Source organism: Micromonospora sp. WMMC264, assembly GCF_027497275.1.
GTDB lineage: Bacteria > Actinomycetota > Actinomycetes > Mycobacteriales > Micromonosporaceae > Micromonospora > Micromonospora chalcea.
The window spans coordinates 3,765,184-3,779,688 of sequence record NZ_CP114907.1; the positions used below are offsets into that span (position 1 = coordinate 3,765,184).

The 14,505-nt window shown below is 72.4% G+C and carries 15 protein-coding genes; 5 read left to right on the forward strand and 10 right to left on the reverse strand.

The window, feature by feature from the left end:
- Nucleotides 1–16: 16 nt before the first annotated feature.
- Genes O7542_RS16160 through O7542_RS16170 form a run of 3 tightly spaced genes read right to left on the reverse strand, consistent with a single transcriptional unit; the run spans nucleotide 17 to nucleotide 1,856 of the window.
- Complete coding sequence (locus O7542_RS16160) at nucleotides 17–703, reverse strand: hypothetical protein (protein WP_274477926.1); 687 nt, start codon at nucleotides 701–703, stop codon at nucleotides 17–19.
- A complete protein-coding gene (locus O7542_RS16165) occupies nucleotides 700–1,521 on the reverse strand; it encodes an ATP-binding cassette domain-containing protein (protein ID WP_174533404.1) in 822 nt (273 codons plus the stop codon). Before O7542_RS16165 ends, O7542_RS16160 begins: the two co-directional genes overlap by 4 nt.
- The gene (locus O7542_RS16170) at nucleotides 1,518–1,856 is read right to left on the reverse strand and encodes a PadR family transcriptional regulator (RefSeq protein ID WP_174533405.1); all 339 of its coding nucleotides are present in this window, start codon (nucleotides 1,854–1,856) and stop codon (nucleotides 1,518–1,520) included. The genes O7542_RS16165 and O7542_RS16170 overlap by 4 nt, the downstream gene beginning before the upstream one ends.
- Before the next feature lie 136 nt (nucleotides 1,857–1,992).
- On the opposite strand from O7542_RS16170, the gene O7542_RS16175 reads away from it, so the two are divergent.
- Nucleotides 1,993–2,838, forward strand: a complete 846-nt coding sequence (locus tag O7542_RS16175) for a hypothetical protein (protein WP_281604824.1) — start codon at nucleotides 1,993–1,995, stop codon at nucleotides 2,836–2,838.
- A gap of 56 nt (nucleotides 2,839–2,894) precedes the next feature.
- On the opposite strand, the gene O7542_RS16180 is transcribed toward O7542_RS16175, so the two are convergent.
- From O7542_RS16180 to O7542_RS16200, 5 genes are read right to left on the reverse strand one after another with little or no spacing between them, the layout of a single operon-like run.
- A complete protein-coding gene (locus O7542_RS16180; protein WP_113973265.1) occupies nucleotides 2,895–4,073 on the reverse strand; it encodes an acyl-CoA dehydrogenase family protein in 1,179 nt (392 codons plus the stop codon).
- Entirely contained in the window at nucleotides 4,070–5,017 is a 948-nt protein-coding gene (locus O7542_RS16185; RefSeq protein WP_064447416.1) for a hydroxyacid dehydrogenase, read from the reverse strand. Before O7542_RS16185 ends, O7542_RS16180 begins: the two co-directional genes overlap by 4 nt.
- Nucleotides 5,018–5,025: 8 nt before the next feature.
- Complete coding sequence (locus tag O7542_RS16190) at nucleotides 5,026–6,453, reverse strand: aldehyde dehydrogenase family protein (RefSeq protein WP_281604825.1); 1,428 nt, start codon at nucleotides 6,451–6,453, stop codon at nucleotides 5,026–5,028.
- 2 nt (nucleotides 6,454–6,455) lie between these two features.
- On the reverse strand, nucleotides 6,456–7,493 hold the full coding sequence (locus tag O7542_RS16195; protein WP_043325187.1) for an oligopeptide/dipeptide ABC transporter ATP-binding protein: 1,038 nt from the start codon (nucleotides 7,491–7,493) through the stop codon (nucleotides 6,456–6,458).
- Nucleotides 7,493–8,527: an ABC transporter ATP-binding protein gene (locus O7542_RS16200; protein ID WP_199744090.1), complete on the reverse strand. Its 1,035-nt coding sequence runs from the start codon at nucleotides 8,525–8,527 to the stop codon at nucleotides 7,493–7,495. The genes O7542_RS16195 and O7542_RS16200 overlap by 1 nt, the downstream gene beginning before the upstream one ends.
- Before the next feature lie 120 nt (nucleotides 8,528–8,647).
- Here O7542_RS16200 and O7542_RS16205 point away from each other — a divergent pair, with 120 nt between their 5' ends.
- Genes O7542_RS16205 through O7542_RS16220 form a run of 4 tightly spaced genes read left to right on the forward strand, consistent with a single transcriptional unit; the run spans nucleotide 8,648 to nucleotide 13,263 of the window.
- Entirely contained in the window at nucleotides 8,648–9,178 is a 531-nt protein-coding gene (locus O7542_RS16205; protein WP_030499629.1) for an Lrp/AsnC family transcriptional regulator, read from the forward strand.
- A 19-nt stretch (nucleotides 9,179–9,197) separates the two neighbouring features.
- On the forward strand, nucleotides 9,198–10,145 hold the full coding sequence (gene nikB, locus O7542_RS16210; RefSeq protein ID WP_030499628.1) for a nickel ABC transporter permease: 948 nt from the start codon (nucleotides 9,198–9,200) through the stop codon (nucleotides 10,143–10,145).
- Nucleotides 10,135–11,040, forward strand: a complete 906-nt coding sequence (locus O7542_RS16215; RefSeq protein WP_274477921.1) for an ABC transporter permease — start codon at nucleotides 10,135–10,137, stop codon at nucleotides 11,038–11,040. Before nikB ends, O7542_RS16215 begins: the two co-directional genes overlap by 11 nt.
- Nucleotides 11,041–11,067: 27 nt before the next feature.
- Nucleotides 11,068–13,263 carry a thiamine pyrophosphate-dependent enzyme gene (locus O7542_RS16220; protein WP_069090002.1) on the forward strand — a complete coding sequence of 732 codons (2,196 nt, stop codon included), beginning with the start codon at nucleotides 11,068–11,070 and terminating at the stop codon, nucleotides 13,261–13,263.
- A gap of 63 nt (nucleotides 13,264–13,326) precedes the next feature.
- On the opposite strand, the gene O7542_RS16225 is transcribed toward O7542_RS16220, so the two are convergent.
- Together O7542_RS16225 and O7542_RS16230 are read right to left on the reverse strand one after the other, a co-directional pair.
- Nucleotides 13,327–14,307: a D-2-hydroxyacid dehydrogenase gene (locus tag O7542_RS16225; protein ID WP_064447412.1), complete on the reverse strand. Its 981-nt coding sequence runs from the start codon at nucleotides 14,305–14,307 to the stop codon at nucleotides 13,327–13,329.
- Nucleotides 14,304–14,504 (reverse strand): tautomerase family protein, encoded by a 201-nt coding sequence (locus tag O7542_RS16230; RefSeq protein ID WP_018786431.1) that lies wholly within the window; start codon nucleotides 14,502–14,504, stop codon nucleotides 14,304–14,306. The genes O7542_RS16225 and O7542_RS16230 overlap by 4 nt, the downstream gene beginning before the upstream one ends.
- Between the last annotated feature and the right edge of the window lies 1 nt (nucleotide 14,505).

Here is a 14,505-nt window from a genome sequence, read left to right on the forward strand (position 1 = left end):
CCGCCGGGCGCGGGGGTCAGGTGGCCAGGCGCAGGTGCCGGCGCTGCCGCAGTCGCACCGCGGCGGCCACCACGACCAGCACCGTGAGCGCGACAGCGAAGACCAGCCCGTGGGTCAGGCCCCGGGTGAGGTAGCCGCCGTCGGTGTGGTCGACGGCGTACGTGGCGAGCTCGCGGCTGAACCAGAACGGCAGCGCCCGGGTGGCGCTGCCCGCCGGGTCCATCACCATCTGGAGACCGACCACCGTCAGCAGCACCAGCGTGCCCTCCAGCTCGCGCGGCAGCACGGCGCTCAGCAGCAGGCCGAACGGCGCCGACACGAACACGGTCAGCACCATGATCAGCGCGATCGCGCCGTACCGGACGTCGCGCTGGTCGGCCAGGACGAGCAGGAAGTACGGCGTGGACAGCAGCACGCCGACGGTCCAGAGCGCGAGCAGCCGGCCGAGCACCAGGTGCCGGCTGCCGTAGCCGGAGAGCCGCAGGCGGGGTTCCATGCCCCGCGCCGCGCTGCCCGCGAACAGCGCGGCGGTGCTGAGCGCCCAGCCCAGGCCGAGGCAGACGAAGCGGATCGACTGCCCGAGAAAGTCGCCGCGGCGGCTCAGGTAGAAGGCCAGCGGCATCAACAGCAGGATGACCAGCACGGTACGGCGGCGCAGCAGCTCGCGCAGGGCGGCCTCGGCCACCACGAGGGTCCGGCTCATGCGTTCCGCTCCCCGGAAAGGTCGAGCACGACGTCGACGCGGTCGAGCTGGTTGAGCAGGTGGGTGACGACCACGACGGCCTTGCCGGCGTCGCGCCACCGCCACACCTCGTGCCAGAAGTCGAGGTAGGTGCCCCTGTCGAACCCCTGGTAGGGCTCGTCGAGCAGCAGCACGTCCGGCTCGCCGAGCCGGGCCAGCACCAGGTTGAGCTTCTGCCGCGTGCCGCCGGAGAGGTGCCGCGCCTGGGTGCGCCGCGGCGGCGTCCACTCCAGGCCGGCCGCCTCCGCGCGCCCGGCCCGCCGCGCCGCCGTGCGGCCCAGCCCTCGGCCGGCGCCGATCAGCACGAAGTGCTCGTCGGGACTGAGGAACTCGGCGGTGCCGCCGTCCTGCGGGCAGTAGCCGAGTGTGCCGTGCACGTCGACGGTGCCCGCGTCCGGGCTCAGCAGGCCGGCGCAGATCCGCAGGAACGTGCTCTTGCCGGCGCCGTTGGCGCCGACCACCGCCGCGATCTCGCCCGCCCGGACGGTGAGGTCGACCCGGTCCAGGACGGTCCGCCCCCGGTAGCGCTTCGTGATGCCCCGCGCGGCGAGCCGCACCGGTCCGGGCTGGCGGCGCGGCGGACGCACGTCGGGGCCGCCGAGGCTGTCGACCACCGCCTGGGCGTACGTCTGCGGCGCGCCGAAGACCCGCAGGGGCGGTTCCCCGCTGTCGAGCAGGTGGGTGGCCGCCTCGGCGACGACGTGACCGGTCAGGTCGGGCCCCACCCCGTGCCGGCGCAGCTCGCCGGTGAGGGCGGCGAGCCAGAGGTCGTGGTTCACCGCTTCGGCTCCTCGCTCAGTATCGTGCCGACGCTCGACGCGAAGGCGCTCCAGTCGTTCGCGGCCGCCCGCAACGCCGCGCTGCCCTCCGGGCTGATCCGGTAGTACTTGCGCGCGGGGCCGGTTCCGCCCTCCCGCCAGTGGGCGGTGAGCAGGCCGGAGCGCTGCAACCGCAACAGCACCGGGTAGAGGGTGCCGCCCTGTACCGCGCCCAGCCCGTGGGCGCGCAGCGCCTGGGACAGCTCGTAGCCGTAGGACTCGCCCCGGCTCAGCAGCGCGAGCACGCAGAGGTCGAGCACTCCGCGCAGCCACTGCGCCCGCCGTTCCTGGTTCATCCCGCTCCTGACGCGACGTTCACACCGGACGACGGTAGCGCCGCCATCTAGGTAGCGCAACCATCTAGTACGGGCATCCCCGGGCGGCGGATCCTGATAAGTTGCGCGCTCGCACGGGTTCGACGGGGGAATGCGCATGTCCGACACGGGGGCCGGATCGGATCAGGGAGCGGCGGGGGACGCGGAGCCACCCGCAGTGGTGGCGTGGTCGGCCCCGCCGTACGGGCCGTACCCTCCGCCCGGTCCGCCGTCGACCGGCCGCAACCGCGGTCTGGTCATTGCCGTCGCGGCGCTGAGCGTGCTGCTGCTGGTGGCGTGCTCGGGCCTGATCGGCGGCGCGTTCCTGCTGGGTTCCTCACCACGCGAGGTGGCCGAGCCGGAGCCGGCCGCGCCGCCGGTGGCGCCCTGGCGGTCGTCCGGCGCGACGCCAACTCCGGGTGCGACGGCGAGCGTGGAGCCCTCGACGCGCGGGCCGCAGCCCAGCGACTTCCCGGCGGCGCAGATCTCCGACCTGAACGACGTGTGCGACGGCGTCCTCTACTTCCCGCAGTCGCCGAAGCGCGCCGGGGCGGCGCCGCACCCGGTGGCGCTGCTCGTCGGCACCGACACGGGCACGGGCCGCCGCCACGACCAGGTCTACTACTACGACGAGGGCCTGTCGAAGCGGGTGGAACGGACCTGGGCGTCGGAGGACCCGAAGGCTGTGCAGATGGTCGCCTGCCTCGACCGGACGAGCACCGGCACGACGATCCGCAAGTGCCGCTACGACGACCCGAAGCCGGACACGCTGACGCTGCTCAAGGCCACCTACCGCCTGCGGGCGTACGAGGTGGCGACCGGGCGCCGGCTGCTGGACAAGACCATGGGCGGCGACGACCAGCAGTGCCCGTACGTGGTCCTGTTCGGACCGGACAAGAAGATCTACGCCGAGGTGAGCCACCGGTCGCTGCTGTCCGCGCTGCGCAACCTGGTCAAGCGGTAGGCCGCGGGCCCGGCCCGATCACGGGCCGGGCCCGCGGTCACCGGCGGCGCGGCCGGTCAGCGGAAGGCCGCGTGACCGGTGAGCGTCTGCCCGATGATCAGCTGGTGCACCTCGGAGGTGCCCTCGTAGGTGAGCACCGACTCCAGGTTGTTCGCGTGCCGCAGCACCGGGTAGTCGAGCGTGATGCCGGCCGCGCCGAGGATCGTCCGGCACTCGCGGGCGATGGCGATGGCCTCCCGCACGCTGTTGAGCTTGCCCAGGCTGATCTGCCGGTGGTCCAGCGTGCCGGCGTCCTTCAGGGCGCCGATCTGCATCGCCAGCAGCATCCCCTTGCCCAGTTCCAGCGCCATGTCGGCGAGCTTGAGCTGGGTGGCCTGGTACGCGGCGAGCGGCTTGTCGAAGATCTGCCGGCTGCGGGCGTACGCGACGGTGGTCTGCAGGCAGTCGTGCGCGGCGCCGAGCGCGCCGAAGACGATACCGAAGCGGGCCTCGTTGAGGCAGGTCAGCGGCCCGGACAGGCCGGCCGCGCCGGGCAGCATCGCGTCGGCGGGCAGCCGGACGTCGTCGAGGACCAGCTCGGAGGTCACCGAGGCGCGCAGGGAGAGCTTGCGGGTGATCTCCGGCGCGGTGAACCCGGGCGTGCCGGCCGGTACGACGAAACCCCGGATGCCCTCGTCGGTGCGGGCCCACACCACGGCGACGTCGGCCACCGAGCCGTTGGTGATCCACATCTTGGTGCCGTTGAGCACCCAGTCGCCGCCGTCGCGGCGGGCCCGGGTGAGCATGCCGGCCGGGTCCGAGCCGAAGTCCGGTTCGGTGAGCCCGAAGCAGCCGATCGCCTCCCCGGCGGCCATCCGGGGCAGCCATTCGCGCTTCTGCTCCTCGGAGCCGAACCGCCAGATCGCGTACATGGCCAGCGAGCCCTGCACCGAGACCAGGGACCGCAGGCCCGAGTCGCCCGCCTCCAGTTCGAAACAGGCCAGGCCGTACGCGACGGCCGAGGTGCCGGCGCAGCCGTAGCCCTCCAGGTGCATCCCGAGCACGCCGAGCTCACCGAGTTCCCGGGCCAGTTCCCGTACCGGCAGCCGGCCCGCCTCGTACCAGCCGGCGATCTCCGGCCGGATCCGCCGGTCCACGAAGCCGCGCACGGCGGCCTGGAGTTCCCGGGTGTCGTCGTCGACGAGCGTGTCCACACCGAAGTAGTCGAGGGCGGACGCGGGGACGGTCAGTGTCACGTACGGGTTCCTTCCAGGTGGGCGAGGACGCCGCGCGCCACGGCGACGGCCATCGCGTCGAGCGCGTCGGTGGTCATCGCCGCCATGTGCGGGGTGGCGAGGACGCGGGGGTGGTGCAGCATCGGGTCGTCGGCGGCGGGCGGTTCGGGCGCGAACACGTCGACCGCGTAGCCGCGCAGCCGGCCGGCGTCGAGCGCGGCGAGCACCGCCGCGCCGTCGACCACGCCGGCCCGCGCGGTGTTGACGAGCAGCGCGTGCGGCCGCATCCGGGCCAGGGCGGCGGCGCCGATCAGGCCGGTGGTCTGCGGCGTCTGGGGCACGTGCAGGCTGACCACGTCCGATTCGGCGAGCAGCCGGTCCAGGTCCACCAGGTGTACGCCGTCCGGCGGCTCGGTGACCGCCACGTCGTACCCGAGGACCGTCATGCCCATCCCGCGGGCGCGGGCGGCGACGCCCCGGCCGATCGCGCCGAGGCCGACGAGTCCCAGCGTGCGGCCGGTGAGCATGGTGCCGGTCAGTCCGGCGGCGACGACCGAGCCGGGCAGTGACCGGCCGGGCGGGAAGCCGCCGGCGGCAAGCGTGGTCACGGCGGGGGTGAGCTGCCGGGCGAGCGCGAGCGCGGCCAGCACGACGAACTCGGCCACCGACTCGGCGTTGGCGCCGGGCGTGCCGACGACGGGGACGCCGAGCCGTTGCGCGGCGGCCAGATCGATGCCGTCCAGCCCGGCGCCGTGCCGGCCGACGACCTTGAGCCGGGGCGCGGCCTCCAGCATCGCGGCGGTCACCGGTGAGGAGCGCACCACGAGCGCGTCGGCGGTGGCGAGCGGCCCGGCGGCGAGCGCGGCGGGGTCGGTGAGGTGGGCGACGCGTACCTCACCGGCGGCGTGCAGCAGCCGCATCCCGGCCTCGGCGATGGGCTCGGTGAGCAGGATCTGCGGGGACATTGCCGTCCTTACCAGCCGGTGTAGCAGGTCACCGGCACGCTGTAGAAGTCGCGGGCGTAGCCGCCCTGCTCGCGGGGGCCGTGGTTGGACGCCCCGGTGCCGCCGAACGGCAGGTGCAGTTCGGTGCCGGCGGTGGGCAGGTTGACGGTGACGATGCCGGCGCGGGCGTCGCGCTTGAACCGTTCGGCAGCAGACAGGGAGGTGGTGACGATCCCGGCGGACAGCCCGTAGTCGGTGTCGTTGGCCAGCTCGATCGCCTCGTCGAGGTTCTCGGCGCGGATCACGCAGGACACCGGGCCGAAGATCTCCTCCCGGGCCACCCGCATGTCGTTGTGCGCGCCGACGAGCAGGGTGGGCCGCATGAACTGCCCGTCGTGCGTACCGCCGGCCGCCACCGCCGCGCCCTCGTCGCGTCCGATCCGGACGTAGTCGAGGTTCTGGTCGAGCTGGCCGGTGCTGACCACCGGGCCGAGCTGGCTGTCCGGGTCGAGCGGGTCGCCGACCCGCAGCGCCTGCGTCGCCTCGGCCAGCGCCGCGACGAACCGGTCGTGGATGCCGGCCGTCACGATCAGCCGGCTGGACGCGGTGCAGCGCTGGCCGGTGCTGAAGAAGCTGCCGTCCAGCGCGCAGCGCACCGCCACGTCCAGGTCGGCGTCGTCGCAGATTACGAGCGGGTTCTTGCCGCCCATCTCCAGCTGGAACCGCTTGTTGCCGTGGGCGATGCAGCGCTGGGCGACGTGCGCGCCGGTGCGGGTGCCGCCGGTGAACGAGATGCCGTCGAGGCCGTCGCTGGTGAGCAGTTCCTCCCCGACCACCGAGCCGGCGCCGACGACCAGGTTGAACACGCCGGGCGGGACACCGGCGTCGGCGATGATCCGGGCGAGCTCCCCGGCGCTGGCGGGTACCAGCTCGGCGGGTTTGAGCACGACGGTGTTGCCGTACGCGAGCGCCGGCGCGACCTTCCACGCCGGAATCGCCAGCGGGTAGTTCCACGGCGTGATGATCCCGACCGCGCCCAGTGGACGGCGGCGGACCTCGGCGTGCACGTTCGGGCGGGTGGAGGCGTAGACCTCACCGGTGGGCTGGAGCAGCTGGTGGGCGTAGTAGCGGAACGTCTGGCCGGCACGGACGACCTCGCCGCGGGCCTCGGCGAGCAGCTTGCCCTCCTCGCGGGCGAGCAGCGTGGCGAGGTCGTCGGCGCGGTCCAGGATGGTGGCGCCGATGCGGTCCAGCATCCGCATCCGGTCGCCGACGGGCAGCTTCGCCCATCCGGGACCGGCCCGGCGGGCCGCTTCGACCGCCGCGCGGGCGGTGTCCCGGTCGGCGACCGCGTACTCGCTGACGACCTCGCCGGGGCGGGCCGGGTTGAGGTTCGGCCGGCGTTCGCCGTCGACCCACTCGCCGTCGACCAGGTTGCGGTGGTACGGAACGGACACGTCTACCGCCCCGCGCCGGCGGCGGCGAGCGGCTCGCCCCGCGGGTCGGTGTTCTCCGGGAAGTGGCAGGCGACCTGGTGCCCGGCGCCGGTGAGCTTCGGCGTCTCGGTCGCGCAGATGTCCTGCGCCTTCCAGCAGCGGGTCCGGAAGCGGCAGCCGGACGGCGGGTTCAGCGGGCTGGGCACGTCACCGCTGAGGATCACCCGCCGGCGCTCGGTCTCGACCAGGGGGTCGGGGATCGGCACCGCCGAGAGCAGGGCCTGGGTGTAAGGGTGGCGCGGCCGGTCGTACATGTCCTCGCACTCCCCCACCTCCACGACCGAGCCGAGGTACATCACCGCGATGCGGTCGCAGAGGTGCCGGACGACGGCCAGGTCGTGGGCGATGAACATCATGGTCAGGCCCAGTTCCTCCTGGAGTTCCTCCAGCAGGTTGACGATCTGCGCCTGCACCGAGACGTCGAGCGCGGAGACCGGCTCGTCGGCGACGATGAACTGCGGGTTGCTGACCAGGGCGCGCGCGATGCCCACGCGCTGGCGCTGGCCACCGGAGAACTCGTGCGGGTACCTGTCGTGCCACTTCTCGCTTAGCCCGACCATCTGCATGGTCTGCAGCGCCTTGGCCCGCCGCCCGGCCGCCGGCAGGTCGGAGTGCACGAGCAGCGGCTCCTCGATCAGCTCGCCGACGGTCATCCGGGGGTTCAGCGAGGCGAACGGGTCCTGGAAGATCATCTGCATCTGCCGGCGCATGGCCCGCATCCGCCGCCGGTCCAGCGTGGTCAGTTCGGTGCCGTCGAACGTGACGGTGCCCTGGCTGGGCTTGAGCAGCTGGAGAATGGCGCGGCCGGTGGTGGACTTGCCGCAGCCGGACTCACCGACCACGCCGATGATCTCGCCGCGCCGGACGTCGAGGTCCACGCCGGAGACCGCGCGCAGCCGGGCCGGCAGCATCGAGCCGCGTACCGGCACCTTGAAGTCGACGGCCAGGTCACGCACGCGCAGCAGCGGGTCCGGGGCGGTGTCGGGGGCAGGGGTCGTCATCAGCGCACCTCCGCGCTCTGGTCGGCGAAGCGGTCCTCGGTGGTCAGCCAGCCGCCCTGGTCCGCCGGGCGCATGCCCCAGCAGCGGGTGAGCTGGTCGCGGGCCGGGACGGTGGTCAGGCCGGGCGCCTGGTCCTGGCAGACGTCGCGGGCGTGGACGCAGCGCGGCGCGAAGCGGCAGCCGGGTGGGATCTCCGACAGCTCCGGCGGGCGGCCGGCGATCGGGCGCAGCTTGCCGCCGCGGGCCTGGTCGAGGCGGGGCACCGAGCCGAGCAGACCCCAGGTGTACGGCATCTGCGGCTGGTGGAACAGGTCGACGGTCCCGGCGCGCTCGACGATCTGGCCGGCGTACATGACGTTGACGCGCTCGGCCATGCCGGCGACCACGCCGAGGTCGTGCGTGATGAACAGGACCGCGGTGCGCGTCTCCAGGGCCAGTTCCCGCAGCAGGTCCAGCACCTGCGCCTGGATGGTGACGTCGAGCGCGGTGGTGATCTCGTCGGCGAGGATCAGCCGCGGCCGGCAGGAGAGCGCCATGGCGATCATGACGCGCTGGCGCATGCCGCCGGAGAGCTGGTGCGGGTACGAGCTGAGCCGGGTCTCCGCCGCCGGGATCCGCACCATGTCCAGCAGCTCGACCGCCCGCTTGCGCGCGGCCCGGCGGCTCATCCCGAGGTGCAGTTCCAGCGCCTCGGTCATCTGCCGGCCCACGGTCAGCACCGGGTTCAGCGAGGTCATCGGATCCTGGAAGATCATCGAGATGCCCTTGCCACGCACCGCGCGCAGGTCCCGTGCGGACAGTTTCAGCAGGTCCCGCCCCTCGAAGAGCACCTGGCCACCGGTCACCTGGCCGGCCGGCGGCACGATCAGCCCCATGATGGACTGAGCGGTCGCCGACTTTCCGCAGCCGGACTCGCCGACGAGGGCGACCATCTCCCCTGCGTCGACAGTGAACGACACCCCGTCCACCGCCGTCACCGAGCCCCGCGCGCCGCGGAATTCGGTGCGCAGGTCCCGGACCTCCAACAAGGCCATCGATCCCCCTGAGTTAGACTCCCGAACGCCACCATTCGTCATCCGGGAGTGTTGCACAGACGATGTTCGTCGTCTAGGCTCCCGGCAGCGACGAATTCCGTCACTAAGAGTTGGAGCGAGATGGCATCCAAGAGCTCGATCGAGAAAGATCGCAGCATCATCCGGGAGCTCGTTCAGGATCCACGGCAGACGAACGTCGCGCTGGCGGCGAAGGTCGGCCTCTCCGAGGGATCCGTACGACGCCGGGTGGAACGGCTTGTCACCGAGGGTCAGCTGCAGTTCGCCGCGATTCCCAGCGCCGCCTTCATGGGGCGGCCGGTGCACACGCTGTTCGAGATCCAGAGCGCTCCGGGTGCCACAGAAAGGCTCATCGACAAGCTCGCCGGGATGCCGGAGATCGCGTACGTCTACCACGTGACCGGCCAGTTCGACATCATCGCCGTCGGCTACTTCGCCTCCAGCAACGCCATGCGGCGGTTCTGGACGGAGCGGCTGGGCAACCTCGACGGGGTGATGGAGAGCCGGTCGGTGATGGTGCTACGGGTCGCCAAGCGCGCGCACGAATGGGCGCGCGACATCGCCGTCACGGGGGACGAGGAAGCCGGCTGGGACGCGGAAGCCGACCCCGGCACACCCGGCGCTGACACCTGACCGACCGGAGAAACCCGCAATGCTGCGCATCACGTTGACCCGTCTCTTATCGGTTATTCCAGTCCTTTTCGGGATCTCGGTGATCTCATTCCTGGTCATCCGCATGATCCCCGGCGACGTGATCAGCTCGATCATGGGTCAGGACTTCGGCGACCCCGCGATCGAGGCGGAGATGCGCCGCTACTTCGGGCTCGACATGCCCGTGTACGAGCAGTTCCTGAGGTGGCTCGGCGCCCTGGTCCAGGGCGACTTCGGCACCTCGATGCGCACCGGCCAGCCGGTGCTCGAAGAGATCATGCAGCGCCTTCCGTCCACGCTGCTGCTGGCCGTGTCGGCGCTGCTGGTCTCGATCCTCATCTCCATCCCGCTCGGCGTGCTCAGCGCCACCAAGCGCAACGGGCTGCTGGACGCCACCACCCGGGTCGGCTCGCTGGTCGGGCTGTCGCTGCCGAACTTCTGGCTCGGCATCCTGCTGGTGTACGTCTTCTCGGTGTCGCTGGGCTGGCTGCCGTCCCAGGGCGCGGGTGAGGGTGAGGGCTTCTGGGGCACCCTGAAGCACCTCATCCTCCCCGCCGTGACGCTCGGCTCCAGCCTCGCCGCGATCAGCATGCGGATGACCCGCTCCAGCATGCTGGAGGTGCTCAACCAGGACTACGTACGCACCGCCCGGTCCAAGGGCCTCGGCGAGCGCGTGGTCATGACCCGGCACGCGCTGCGCAACTCGCTGATCCCGGTCGTGACGGTGCTGGGCATCCAGGCCGGCGCGCTGCTGGGCGGGACGGTCATCGTCGAGCAGGTGTTCGCCTGGCCGGGCCTGGGGACGATGGTCATCCGCGGCATCTCCCAGCGCGACTACCCGGTCGTCCAGGGCACCCTGCTCTTCCTGGCCTTCTTCTACGTCGTCGTCAACTTCCTCGTAGACCTCATCTACACCTACCTGGATCCGAGGTTGCGCAGTGGTCACTGACACCGCCCCCGACCGCCGCCCCGCCGAGGCGGCGTCCACTCGCCGGACCCCCCGCAGCCTGGAGTTGCTACGCCTGATCTGGCGCGACCGGGTGGGCGCCATCGGCCTGGTCATCGTGGTGCTGATGGTCGGCGCGGCGGCGCTGGCCCCGCTCATCGCCCCGTACGACCCGACCGCCATGTCCAACCAGCGGCTCGCCGCGCCCGGCGGCGACTTCCTGCTCGGCGCCGACGAGGCCGGCCGCGACCTGCTCAGCCGCGCCCTGTACGGCGCACGCACCTCGCTGACGGTCAGCCTGATCGTGGTGACCTGCGCGGGCGCGATCGGCGTCCTGCTCGGACTGCTCGCCGGCTTCTACCGGGGCTTCCTCGACGCGATCATCACCCCGGCCACCGACATCATGTTCGCCTTCCCCACGCTGCTGCTCGCGCTGGCGGTCGTCGCCGCCCGGGGCCCCGGCACCGAGAACCTGATCCTGGCCCTGATCCTCGTGTTCATCCCGAGCTTCGCCCGGGTCGTACGCGGCACGGCGATGTCGGTGCGCCGCGAGCCGTACGTGGAGTCCGGCCAGGCGGTCGGGCTCACCAACGCCCGGCTGATCTTCAAGTACATCCTGCCCAACTCGGTCGCCCCGATCGCGGTGCAGTTCACCACGAGCCTGGCCACCGCCATCCTGGTCGAGGCGTCCCTGGGCTACCTCGGGCTCGGCGTGCAGCCGCCCCAGCCGTCCTGGGGGTCGATGCTCTCCAGCGGCAAGGCGTTCATGGAGATGTCGATCTGGCCGTCGGTCGTCCCCGGCGTCTGCATCATGATCGCGGTGCTGGGCTTCAACCTGCTGGGCGACACCCTCCGCGACGTGCTCGACCCGCGACTGCGCGGCCGTTCCAGCCGCTGACCCCTCGCACCCCCGGCAAGGAGCAACGTGGAAACCATCGACGAACACCTGGTTCGTCAACTGTCGGAATGGTCGGCGGGCGCCGCGGCGCCCGCCGACCCGTCGCCGGACGTCGAGATCGACGCCGGCCTGCTGCTCGACTACTTCGACGCCCAGATCCAGAGCCGCCACCTCGACCTCGCGCTGCGCTGGCTGCAGTCGAAACGGGAGGGCTTCTACACGATCGGATCCAGCGGCCACGAGAGCAACGCCGCCGTCGCGCTGGCGCTGCGACCGACCGATCCGGCGCTGCTGCACTACCGGTCCGGCGGCTTCTACGCCGCCCGGGCCGGGCAGGTCCCCGGCTCCACCCCGATCACCGACGTGCTGCACTCCGCCGCCGCGTCCCGGCGGGACCCGATCTCCGGCGGCCGGCACAAAGTGTTCGGGCACCGGGCGCTGAACGTCATCCCGCAGACCTCGACGATCGCCTCGCACCTGCCCCGCGCGATGGGCATGGCGTTCGCGCTGGAGCGGGGCGTCGGCGACACCGGTTACCCGGCCGACGCGGTGGTGGTGTGCAGCTTCGGCGACGCCTCGGCCAACCACTCCACCGCGGCGGGCGCGCTGAACGCCGTCGGGTGGGCCGCCCACCAGGGGCTCGGGATGCCGGTGCTGTTCGTCTGCGAGGACAACGGCATCGGCATCAGCACCCGGTCCCCGCACGGCTGGGTGGACCGGATGCTGTCCGCGCTACCAGCCCTGGACTACACCGCCGTCGACGGCGCCGACCCCGCGCGGCTGCTCGCCGTCGCGGGCGAGGTGGCCGATCGGGTACGCGCCGGACGCCGTCCCGCCGTGCTGCACCTGCGCACGGTCCGGTTCATGGGCCACGCCGGTTCCGACGCCGAGCTGGCGTACCGGTCCCGGTCGGAGATCCTCGCCGACTACGCCCGCGACCCGCTGCTGGCCACGGCGGCGGTGCTGGCCCGGCGCGGCATCCTCGCCCCGGCCGAGAGTCTGGCCCGCTACGAGCAGACCCGCAAGCTGGTCATGGACCAGGCCGAGGCGATGCTCGGGCGGGTCGAGCGGCTGCCCGACGCGGCTGCGGTGACCGCTCCGCTGACCGAACGCCGGACCGACCGGGTCAGCGCGGCCGCCGGACGGGCCGGCGCCGGACGGGAGAAGGTGTTCGGCGGCCGGCTCCCCGAGTCGCGCGGACCGCTCACGCTCGCCCAGTCGGTAAACGCCGCGCTGCACGACGCGCTGCTCACCTGGCCGCAGGCGCAGGTCTTCGGCGAGGACGTGGCGCGCAAGGGCGGCGTCTACGGCGCCACCCGCGGGCTGCGCAAGGCATTCGGCGCGAACCGCGTGTTCGACACGCTGCTGGACGAGCAGACCATCCTCGGGGTGGCGCTCGGCGGCGCGCTGGCCGGCACGCTGCCGATCCCGGAGATCCAGTACCTCGCCTACCTGCACAACGCCGAGGACCAGCTGCGCGGCGAGGCCGCCTCGCTGCGGTTCTTCTCCGACGGGCAGTACGGCAACGGCATGGTGGTCCGGATCGCCGGGCTGGCGTACCAGAAGGGGTTCGGCGGGCACTTCCACAACGACAACTCGGTGGCGGTGCTGCGGGACATCCCCGGCCTGGCGCTGGCTGTCGCCTCCCACCCGGCCACCGCGCCGGCGCTGCTGCGGCAGTGCCTCGCGCTGGCCGAGCAGGAGAAGCGGGTCTGCGTGTTCCTGGAGCCGATCGCGCTCTACCACACCCGTGACCTGCACAGCGACGGCGACGGCGGCTGGCTGGCCCGGTACGCCCCGCCGGACGAGTGGGCGGCCACCGAGACGCCGCTCGGACAGGTCCGGACCGTACGCGACGGCGACGACCTGGCGCTCGTCACGTTCGGCAACGGCGTGCCGATGAGCCTGCGGGTGGCCGAGACGCTGGCCGCCGAGCGGGGCGCCGGCACCCGCGTCGTGGACCTGCAGTGGCTCGCGCCGCTGCCGGCCGCGAGCATGCTCGCCGCGCTCGACGGCGTACCCCGGGTGCTGGTGGTGGACGAGACCCGGGCCGGCGGCGGCGTCTCCGAGGCGGTGGTGGCCGCCCTGGTCGACGCCGGTTACCCGGGGCGGATCTCCCGCGTCAACAGCGTCGACAGCTACGTCCCGCTGGGCCCGGCGGCCGACCACGTCCTGCTCGGTGAGCACGACGTGCTGACTGCGGCCCGCGCGCTGCTCGACTGACGTGCGGCACGACGAAGGCGGCCCACCGGATCGATCCGGTGGGCCGCCTCTCGTTCGGCCGCCTCAGTACCCCAGGTCGGGCTGCCGCTTCAGGCCGGCCAGCTGCTCGCCGGCCAGGTAACGCTCCAGGTTGACGCAGAAGTCGGCGTAGAGCCGCTGGAGGTTGCCGGTGCCGCGGAACGACGTGTGCGGGGTGATGGTGGTGTTCGGCAGGTCCCACAGCCGGTGGTCGGCCGGCAGCGGCTCCTCCTCGAACACGTCGAGCACCGCGCCGGCGATCCGGCCGGACCGCATCGCGTCGACCAGGGCGTCCTCCACCACGAGAGCGCCCCGCCCGACGTTCACCAGCACCGCCGACTCCTTCATCGCCGCGAAGTGCTCGGCGTCGAAGAAGTAGCGGTTCTCGGTGGTCAGCGGCATGGCCAGGACCACCGAGTCGGCCTCCGGCAGCACGGCCATGTGCTCGGCGTACGGGATCACCCGGTCGAAGCCCTCGGCCGGAGTGCCGGAGCGGTTCACCCCGATCACGTCGACGCCGAGCGCGCGGGCCCGCCAGGCCACCTCGCCGCCGATGCCGCCGGTGCCGAAGACGAGCATCGTGCTGCCGATGAAGTCCCGGCCGGTGATCCGCACCCACTCCCGGCGCTCCTGCGCCTCCCGGTGCTCCGGGAACGCGCGGAAGCGCATCAGCACCGCGCCGATGGCGTACTCGGCGATCGGCACGTTGTAGGAGTTGGGCGACCGGGTGTAGAGCAGCCCCTCGGCGAGGCGGCGCTGCATCAGCTCGCCGCCCACCCAGTCGAACCCGGCCGCGGTGATCTGCACCCACCGCAGCCGGTCGCACTTGGCCAGCAGCTCGTCGAAGGTGTCCTCGTTCATCGCGCTGCGCAGGATCACCTCGGCGTCGAGCCACTCGTCGCGTACCGGCTCACCGTCCGGTACCGGGCTGAACCGGCACTGCGGGAACCGCTCCCGCAGCTGCGGGAGCAGGTCCGACAGGTTGGGCGTGAGCAGGATGTGCGGTCCCGCGGCGGCGCCGGTCACGAGGACTCCTGCGCACGCTTCCGGTTGTTGTACGTCACGCCGCCCTTGGCCCAGTTGTCGTACGACACCTCGTAGAGCAGGACGTGGGTGTTCTCGCGCGGCGAGCCGTACTTGACCAGCACGTCGGTCAGGTCGGCGATCATCGCTTCCTTGGTGGCCTGGTCCCGCTTGCCGATCTCGGCACGGATGATTGCCATC

Excerpts from the sequence above, each read along its gene's own strand:
- O7542_RS16170 (WP_174533405.1), bottom strand. The coding sequence starts at position 1,856 with ATGAACCAGGAACGGCGGGCGCAGTGGCTGCGCGGAGTGCTCGACCTC.
- nikB (WP_030499628.1), top strand. The coding sequence starts at position 9,198 with ATGCTGCGCATCACGTTGACCCGTCTCTTATCGGTTATTCCAGTCCTT.
- O7542_RS16230 (WP_018786431.1), bottom strand. The coding sequence starts at position 14,504 with ATGGCAATCATCCGTGCCGAGATCGGCAAGCGGGACCAGGCCACCAAG.
- O7542_RS16185 (WP_064447416.1), bottom strand. The coding sequence starts at position 5,017 with ATGTCCCCGCAGATCCTGCTCACCGAGCCCATCGCCGAGGCCGGGATG.
- O7542_RS16195 (WP_043325187.1), bottom strand. The coding sequence starts at position 7,493 with ATGACGACCCCTGCCCCCGACACCGCCCCGGACCCGCTGCTGCGCGTG.
- O7542_RS16175 (WP_281604824.1), top strand. The coding sequence starts at position 1,993 with ATGTCCGACACGGGGGCCGGATCGGATCAGGGAGCGGCGGGGGACGCG.
- O7542_RS16200 (WP_199744090.1), bottom strand. The coding sequence starts at position 8,527 with ATGGCCTTGTTGGAGGTCCGGGACCTGCGCACCGAATTCCGCGGCGCG.
- O7542_RS16160 (WP_274477926.1), bottom strand. The coding sequence starts at position 703 with ATGAGCCGGACCCTCGTGGTGGCCGAGGCCGCCCTGCGCGAGCTGCTG.
- O7542_RS16205 (WP_030499629.1), top strand. The coding sequence starts at position 8,648 with ATGGCATCCAAGAGCTCGATCGAGAAAGATCGCAGCATCATCCGGGAG.